The 7,179-nt window shown below is 69.1% G+C and carries 7 protein-coding genes; 3 read left to right on the top strand and 4 right to left on the bottom strand.

What is annotated here, in order from left to right:
- The 4 genes from MTR65_RS18100 to MTR65_RS18115 form a co-directional block, all read right to left on the bottom strand.
- The coding region (locus tag MTR65_RS18100; RefSeq protein ID WP_243802668.1) for an AAA family ATPase at nucleotides 1-1,331 on the bottom strand (1,331 nt) is incomplete at its 3' end.
- A gap of 45 nt (nucleotides 1,332-1,376) precedes the next feature.
- Nucleotides 1,377-2,138 (bottom strand): thioredoxin domain-containing protein, encoded by a 762-nt coding sequence (locus tag MTR65_RS18105; RefSeq protein WP_243802669.1) that lies wholly within the window; start codon nucleotides 2,136-2,138, stop codon nucleotides 1,377-1,379.
- 113 nt (nucleotides 2,139-2,251) lie between these two features.
- Nucleotides 2,252-3,037, bottom strand: a complete 786-nt coding sequence (locus MTR65_RS18110; protein ID WP_243802671.1) for a DsbA family protein — start codon at nucleotides 3,035-3,037, stop codon at nucleotides 2,252-2,254.
- The gene (locus MTR65_RS18115; RefSeq protein WP_419145060.1) at nucleotides 3,034-3,576 is read right to left on the bottom strand and encodes a DUF721 domain-containing protein; all 543 of its coding nucleotides are present in this window, start codon (nucleotides 3,574-3,576) and stop codon (nucleotides 3,034-3,036) included. Before MTR65_RS18115 ends, MTR65_RS18110 begins: the two co-directional genes overlap by 4 nt.
- Nucleotides 3,577-3,656: 80 nt before the next feature.
- Between MTR65_RS18115 and MTR65_RS18120 the strand changes: the two genes are divergently transcribed.
- From MTR65_RS18120 to nudC, 3 genes are read left to right on the top strand one after another with little or no spacing between them, the layout of a single operon-like run.
- Entirely contained in the window at nucleotides 3,657-4,724 is a 1,068-nt protein-coding gene (locus tag MTR65_RS18120) for an A/G-specific adenine glycosylase (protein ID WP_243802673.1), read from the top strand.
- Nucleotides 4,721-6,031 carry a serine hydrolase domain-containing protein gene (locus MTR65_RS18125; protein WP_419145061.1) on the top strand — a complete coding sequence of 437 codons (1,311 nt, stop codon included), beginning with the start codon at nucleotides 4,721-4,723 and terminating at the stop codon, nucleotides 6,029-6,031. The genes MTR65_RS18120 and MTR65_RS18125 overlap by 4 nt, the downstream gene beginning before the upstream one ends.
- A 1-nt stretch (nucleotide 6,032) precedes the next feature.
- Complete coding sequence (gene nudC, locus MTR65_RS18130; RefSeq protein ID WP_243802674.1) at nucleotides 6,033-6,986, top strand: NAD(+) diphosphatase; 954 nt, start codon at nucleotides 6,033-6,035, stop codon at nucleotides 6,984-6,986.
- Nucleotides 6,987-7,179: the final 193 nt, after the last annotated feature.

Raw genomic sequence — 7,179 nt, forward strand, 5'->3', positions numbered from 1 at the left:
AGCGCGGCGCTGGCCGCTTCGGCTTCGGCGCGGGCACTGGCAAGGGCCGTGTCGGGATCGTCCTCCTGGGCGAGGGCGGCGCGCTGCTGCTCCAGTTTTGCAGCTTCGGCGGCGAGCCGGTCGAGGCGGCCCTGCGCCTGCTCCAGTTCGGCGGCGGCGATGCGCCATTCGGCATCGACCCCGGCCTGCGCGGCGGTGGCCTGCGCAAGGTCGAGTTCGGCGCTGCGGGCGGCGCGCTCCACGCCTTCCAGTGCGTTGGCAAGGCGCGGGCGCAGGGCCTCGTCCTCGGCCAGCTTCGCGGCGCCTTGGGAAAGGTCCGTCTCCAGCTTCGCCAGCGCTTCGGCGGCTTCGCGCGTGACGCGGTCGGCGTGGTCGCGGTCCTCCTCCAGCCGGGCTTTCTGGCGGTTAAGGTCGGCGCGGCGCTCCTCGGCCGCGTCCAACTGGTTGGTGAGGGTGGCAAGACGGTGCGCCTGGGCCTGGACGTCGTCGCGCCGGTCGGTCTGCTCGTCGCGCGCAGTGACGAGGCCTTGCGCGGCGCTGCCTTGGGCCTTTTGCGCGTCGAACGCGGCGCGCTGGGCCGCCCCGACGCGGGTGTCGGCGGCCTCGGCCTCCCTCTTTGCGGCCTCGGCGGCGGCGGCGGCATCGCGCCAGCGCGCATAGAGGAGGCGCGCCTCGGCGTGGCGGATCTGCTCGGAGAGCTGTTTGTAGCGCTCGGCCGCTTTGGCCTGGCGGCGCAGCTCGGCAACCTGCTTGTCGAGACCGGCCATGATGTCCTCGAGCCGGGCGAGGTTGGTCTCGGTCGCGCGCAGCTTCTGCTCGGCGTCCTTGCGGCGCACGTGAAGGCCCGAAATCCCGGCGGCGTCCTCCAGCATGGCGCGGCGCTCGGCGGGCTTGGCGGCGACCACCGCGGCGATGCGGCCCTGACTGACGAGCGCGGGGCTGTGCGCGCCGGTGGCGGCGTCGGCGAAGATGAGCGCGACGTCCTTGGCGCGCACGTCGCGCCCGTTGACGCGGTAGGCCGAGCCCGCGCCGCGCTCGATCCGGCGCACGACTTCGAGTTCTTCGTTGTCCTGAGTACGGGCCTGGAGGACGACTTCGGCAAAGGCGCGCGCCGGGCGGCCCGAAGTGCCCGCAAAGATCACGTCTTCCATCCCGCCGCCGCGCATCGACTTGGGCGAGCTTTCGCCCATGACCCAGCGCAGCGCTTCGAGGAGATTGGACTTGCCGCAGCCGTTGGGGCCCACGACGCCTGTCAGGCCAGGCTCGATGTGCAGTTCGGAAGGTTCGACGAAGCTCTTGAAGCCGGTGAGCTTGAGACGCCGGAAATGCACGGCGGCCCTACGCCCGCTCAGGGCAGGGAAGGGCCGCCCGTATCATCAGCGCGCGCCAGCCTGCTGCAGCTTGGCTTCGAGCTCGTCCCACCGGATCGAGCCGACGTTGGCGCCGTTGATGAAGAAGGTGGGGGTGCCGGTGATGTTCTTTTCCTTGCCGGCCGTGTCGGTCTGGTCGGCGAAGGCCTGTGCGGTCTCGGTCTTCGCGAGACACTGCGCGCCCTGCTCCTTCGAGATCCCGCGCGAGGCGAAGAAATCGGTCATGCCCGAGGCTTCGGCAAGCGCCGCGAACTGCTTGTCGCGCGGCATCGCGCCAATCTGCTGGAGCTTTTCCTCGCCCGCGCTCTGGAGGTTCTCGAACATGTTGGGCTGCCAGGCCCAGAACTGCTCGGCCAGCGGAATGACCGCCTCGTCCGAGCCGCAGGTGGCGAGCATCGTGGCCGAGAAGTCATAGGGGTTGAGCATGAAGAAGCGGATCTCGTAGCTCACGCGGCCGCTCTTGATGTAATCATCGCGCAGATCCGCGAAGCTCTCCTCGGCGAACTCGGCGCAGTGCGAGCACGACAGCGCGCCGTATTCGACCAGCTTGATCGGCGCCTCGGGGTTGCCCATGCGGTAGCCGCCGTCCTCGGTCTTGGTGATGACGCTGGCCCATTCGGTGCCCTCGGGCGGCGCGATGGTGGCGAGCGCCTCGCTGGCGACCGGCGCTTCGCTTTCAGCGGCCTTGTCGCCGCAGGCCGCGAGGCCAAGAGCAAGCGGGGCCACGAAGAGGCCGAGGGCGATCTTGCGCAGGGCAGGGGAAGTCATGTGTCGCGAATCCTTGGTTGATGAAGCACTCTGGCAGAAACCGGGCGCAAGGTTGAGGGGCGCGCAGGCCCCCCTCGCCATCTATACACAGTTGGAGGCGGTAAGGGGCGGTGTCAGATCTGCCCGGCGGTGTTGGCGGCGAGCGCCTTGGTGATCGCGGCGGACATGTCCTTCCACTGCGTCGCCTGGAGCGGGCCGCCCATCGGGCTCTGGAGGACCTTCCCGTCCTTCGTGGCGTAGAGGACCTTGCCGTTGATGACGATTCCCGGCGTTCCGGTCAGCTTGAGCTGCGAGGCGGCCTGATACTGCGCCATGACCTTGTCGAGCTGGGCCTTGTCGGCGAGGCACTGGTCGGCCTGGCTGCGGGTCACGCCGAAGTGTTCGACCTTTTCGTAGAAATCGAGGTCGCTGGCGATCGCGCGCAGGCGCTGGGGCAGTTCGCCTTCGGCCCAGCGCTTGCGCTGCGCTTCGCTGGCCGATGCCGCCTTGGGCAGCCAGGTGTCCTGCGAAGCGAGGAAAGCGTTGTGGCGCACGAAGAAGGTCTTGGGATCGCCGCAGGAGGTGAGGAGGGCAATGGTGATGTCGACCGGGTTGCGCACCAGGTTCGAGACGGTGAGCGCCACCTTGCCCTGCGGGATCGCCGTGGTGCGCAGGACCGGATCGGATTCGCGGTGAAGCGCGGCGCAGTGCGAGCAGGTGTAGCTGATGTACTCGGTCACCTTCACCGGCGCGGCGGGGTTGCCCAGCGTGTAGCTTCCGTTGCCCGTCACCGTGACCTGCCCGTTGCGGTTGGTCTTGCCTTCGGCCGCGCTGGCGGGGGTCGGCGTGGCGAGGCTGCCCGTCGCCAGAGTAGCCGCGCCCAGCGCGAGGAGGGAGAGAGTCTTGGTGGCAGGTGTCATGTCTCGTCGTTCCGTTCGGCTTTGGCGCCCATGCTGCGGGCCAGCGATTCCAGCACCGCGCGCAGCTCCGGGTCGCCGATGTCGCGCAGCGATTCGCCCAGTTCGTAAGGTACGGGTTTGAGGGAAGGCGGCGCGGCGCGGCTCTGCGTGGCAGGCGGCGGCTTAACCTCGCCTTGCCGGATCTTGACCTTGGCGACCGCCTTGTAGCCGAAGAAGCGGTTCACCCGGTCCATGATCTCGGGGATCACGTGCTGGATCAGCGTGGCGTGGGCGGGCTTGACCACCAGTTGCAGGATGCCGTCGCACTTCTCGCCGGGAGGGAAGCGGATCGCTTCGGGCGTACACACGCGGGCGTGGCGCGCGCCCACAATCTCGGGCCAGCGGGTCACCACGCTCGACTGCACGAAGCCGAAGCGGCGAAAGGCGGTGCGCCCGACGTTGGGCATGAGGTCGCTGATCGCGCGGGCCTGTCCGCCGCGCGAGCGCTCGAAGGTCCTGGGCGCGGCCTTGCCCTTGGTCTTGCTCGGCTTCTTGTCCACGTTGCTGTCCAGAGTCTTGCTTTGCCTTTTGCGCGATTTGGGCCGTTCCCTTGCGCGCCCTCCAATGCCATAGGGGGCGCATGGACGCCAGCCGCGAAACCACCGCCGAGCGACTTCTCGACTGGTACGATGCACATGCGCGCACGCTGCCCTGGCGCGCGCCACCGGGAACCCCCGCGCCCGATCCCTACCGCGTCTGGCTATCCGAGGTCATGCTCCAGCAGACCACGGTGGCCGCAGTGAAGGAGTACTTCGCCAAATTCACCCGCCTGTGGCCGAGTGTGAGCGACCTTGCCACCGCGCCCGACGAGGAGGTCATGGCCGCCTGGGCGGGGCTGGGCTATTACGCGAGGGCCCGCAACCTGCTTGCCTGCGCGCGTGAAGTGGCCGCGCGCGGCGGCACCTTTCCCGAGACCGAAGCCGAGCTGCGCACGCTTCCCGGCCTTGGCCCCTATACCGCCGCTGCGGTCGCCGCGATTGCCTTTGGCGCGCGCGCGGTCGTGGTCGATGCCAATGTCGAGCGTGTCGTCTCGCGCCTCTTCGCGATCGAGACCCCGCTGCCCGCCAGCCGCCCCGAAATCCGCGAACGCACCGACGACATCACGCCCCAAGCCCGCGCGGGCGACTTTGCCCAGGCGATGATGGACCTGGGCTCGGGCATCTGCACGGTGCGCGAGCCCAAGTGCCTGCTCTGCCCGCTCTCGGAAATGTGCGCGGCACGCGCCTCGGGCGACCCGGCGCGCCTGCCGGTCAAGGCGCCCAAGAAGGCGAAGCCCACCCGCACGGGCCGCGCCTTCTGGATCGAGGCGCGGATCGCAGGCGAGGACCACGTCTGGCTGGTGCGCCGCGCGGGCAAGGGAATGCTGGGCGGCATGCGCGCGCTCCCCGACGATGGCTGGGCTGCGCGGCAGGACGGTCACGGCGAGGATCTGGCGCAAGGGCCCTGGGAGCCGGCGGGCCGGGTCTCGCATGTTTTCAGCCACTTCGCGCTGGACCTGCGCCTTGCCATCCACGCCGGAGCGAGCCCGCCTGAGGACTTGGGCGAAGGCGAGTGGTGGCCGCTTGAGAAGCTGGATGAGGCCGGGCTCCCCACGCTCTTTGCCAAGGCCGCGCGGCTGGCGCTGGCCCATACCGGAGAAGATGCGTGAGGCGCGAGGTCGAGGGTTTGCAGCATGCGCTCGACCGGCGCCGTCTTCTCATGCTGGGCGTCGCGGCGGGGCTGGGCGCGCCGCTGCTGCCCCGCCTCGCGCTTGCCGCGCAGGACCGCGACCTGTTGCCGCGCGTGCGCGCGGTCCTCGCGCGCTGGACCGGGCCGGGGCGCTTTCCCGGGATGATCGCGACGCTGGGGCTTCCGGGGCAGGCGCCGGAATACGTCCTCTCGGGCATGCAGAGCTTCACCGAAGATAGCGCGATGCGGCCCGACAGCCTCTTTCGCATCTATTCGATGACGAAGCCGGTCACCGGTATGGCCGCGATGCAGCTGATCGCCGATGGCCTGCTCGGCCTTGACCAGCCCCTGCACGAAATCCTCCCCGAATACGCGGACATGCAGGTGCAGGACCGCTACGATGGCTCGCTCGATGCGCTGCACGACGCGCCCCGCGCGATCACCATCCGCCATCTTCTCACCCACACCGCCGGGATCGGCTACACCATCGTCCAGAAAGGGCCGATCAAGGACCTGATGGAGGACAAGGGCCTGATCCCGGGGCAGGTCAGCCGTCTGAAGGTGCCGGGTATCTTCAATGGTGAGACGGTGGGCAGCCTCGACCTCTTCGCCTCGCGTCTCGCGCAGGTGCCGCTGGTGGCCGATCCGGGCACCAAGTGGATCTATTCGATGGGGCTGGACCTGATGGGCCGGGTGATCGAGGTGGTCTCGGGCCTTTCCTTCGACAGGTACCTGCGCGAGGTGATCTTCGCGCCCGCGGGCATGGAGAGCACCTCCTTCCAGGTCCCGCGCGAGGAGGCGGGGCGTCTTACCACCAATTACGGGGCGCTCGGGCAAGGGCTCGTGCCCATCGATACAGGCGCGGAGTCGATCTATCTCGATCCTCCGCCCTTTCCGTTCGGCGGGGCTGGGCTGGTCAGTACCCCGGCCGACTACGACCGTTTCCTGCGCCTGCTCGCCCAGTTCGGCGAACTGGACGGGCGGCGCATCCTCTCCGAACTCGCCGTGCGCACGGGCACCCGCAACCTCCTGCCTGAAGGCGTCGCGGGCCCGGTCACGCAAGGGCGGGCGTCCGGCTTCGGTGCGGGCGGACGCGTGGGGATGGGGCCGGAGAGCGGTATGTTCGGCTGGTCGGGCGCGGCGGGCACGGTGGCCATGGTCGATATGGCCAAGGGGCTGCGCTCGCAGATCTTCGTCCAGTTCATGCCGCCCGAGGCCAGCCGCCTGCTTCCCGAATTCCAGTCGGCGCTCAAAGCCGACGTGACCGCGCTTCTGGAGAGAACCTGACATGCCCGCCCGTCCCGCCACCATTCCCATCGCGCCGATTTCCTACGCGGGATCGCCGCTCGACCGAGCCGATCACATCCGCACCAACCCCGAGGCGCTGGCGCAGCTGCGTGGGCCCGGCGCGCGGGTGCTGCTGCTCGACGGGCTCGACCCACTGCTGAGCTCTGCGGACACGCTGCGCTGGGGCGATCTTGATGCCGTGTCGCCCGAGGCCGAACTGGTGTTCCTGGGCCTCGACGGCGAAGGCACCGAGCGCCGCGCCTGTTTTGCGCCCGTCCCCGTGGTCCAGCCGGGTGAGACCCCGCACGCAGGGCCCGCCAGCTGGAGCGCAATGGCGGTGCTTTCGCATGAGGAACTGGCGATCTACGGCGGCGCGCGCGCGCTTGTTGGCTGGCACGCCCGGCACCGCTTCTGCGCGCAGTGCGGCAGCGAAACCGTGCTCGACAAGGGCGGCTGGCAGCGCACCTGCACCTCGGCCACCTGCGGCGTGCCCCATTTCCCGCGCGTCGATCCGGTCACGATCATGTCGGTCGAGCATGAGGACCGGTTGCTGCTGGGCCGCCAGCCGCGCTTTCCCGAAGGACGCTACTCCGCCCTCGCCGGGTTCGTGGAACCGGGCGAGACGGTGGAAGAGGCGGTCGCGCGCGAGGTCTTCGAGGAAGCGGGCGTGCGCGTCCAGGATGTCACTTACATCGCCAGCCAGCCCTGGCCCTTTCCCTCCTCGCTGATGATCGCCTGCCACGCGGTGGCCAAGGACGATGCCATCACCATGGATGAGACCGAACTCGACGACGTGCGCTGGTTCACCCGCGGCGAAGTCGAGGAAGCCGTCGCGGCCAAGACCGAGCGCGGCGAGGCGGGCCTTGCCTTCGATGCGCCTTCGCAAAGCGCCGTGGCCTATGTCCTGCTCAAGTGGTGGCTGGATCGCGGGCCGGTGGAGGAAGGGAAGAAGTGATGATTCAAGGGGCCATCGCCCCTTGACCCCAGAATGGGCGACCTCACCTTTCTTGGCCCACGCAGCGGGTAAGAGGTGAGGTCGACGGTATGGGGAGCCCGAGGGCAATGGCCCTCGGAATCATCCTTCTGACTTCCTCATTTCGTCCTGAAACCGGGCTTCCCGGTGTTCGGCGACGTTTTCAGACCAGCCC

Origin of the sequence: Novosphingobium mangrovi (assembly GCF_022818885.1) — a bacterium.
Classification (GTDB): Bacteria; Pseudomonadota; Alphaproteobacteria; order Sphingomonadales; family Sphingomonadaceae; genus Novosphingobium; species Novosphingobium mangrovi.

Excerpts from the sequence above, each read along its gene's own strand:
- nudC (WP_243802674.1), top strand. The coding sequence starts at position 6,033 with ATGCCCGCCCGTCCCGCCACCATTCCCATCGCGCCGATTTCCTACGCG.
- MTR65_RS18120 (WP_243802673.1), top strand. The coding sequence starts at position 3,657 with ATGGACGCCAGCCGCGAAACCACCGCCGAGCGACTTCTCGACTGGTAC.
- MTR65_RS18110 (WP_243802671.1), bottom strand. The coding sequence starts at position 3,037 with ATGACACCTGCCACCAAGACTCTCTCCCTCCTCGCGCTGGGCGCGGCT.
- MTR65_RS18105 (WP_243802669.1), bottom strand. The coding sequence starts at position 2,138 with ATGACTTCCCCTGCCCTGCGCAAGATCGCCCTCGGCCTCTTCGTGGCC.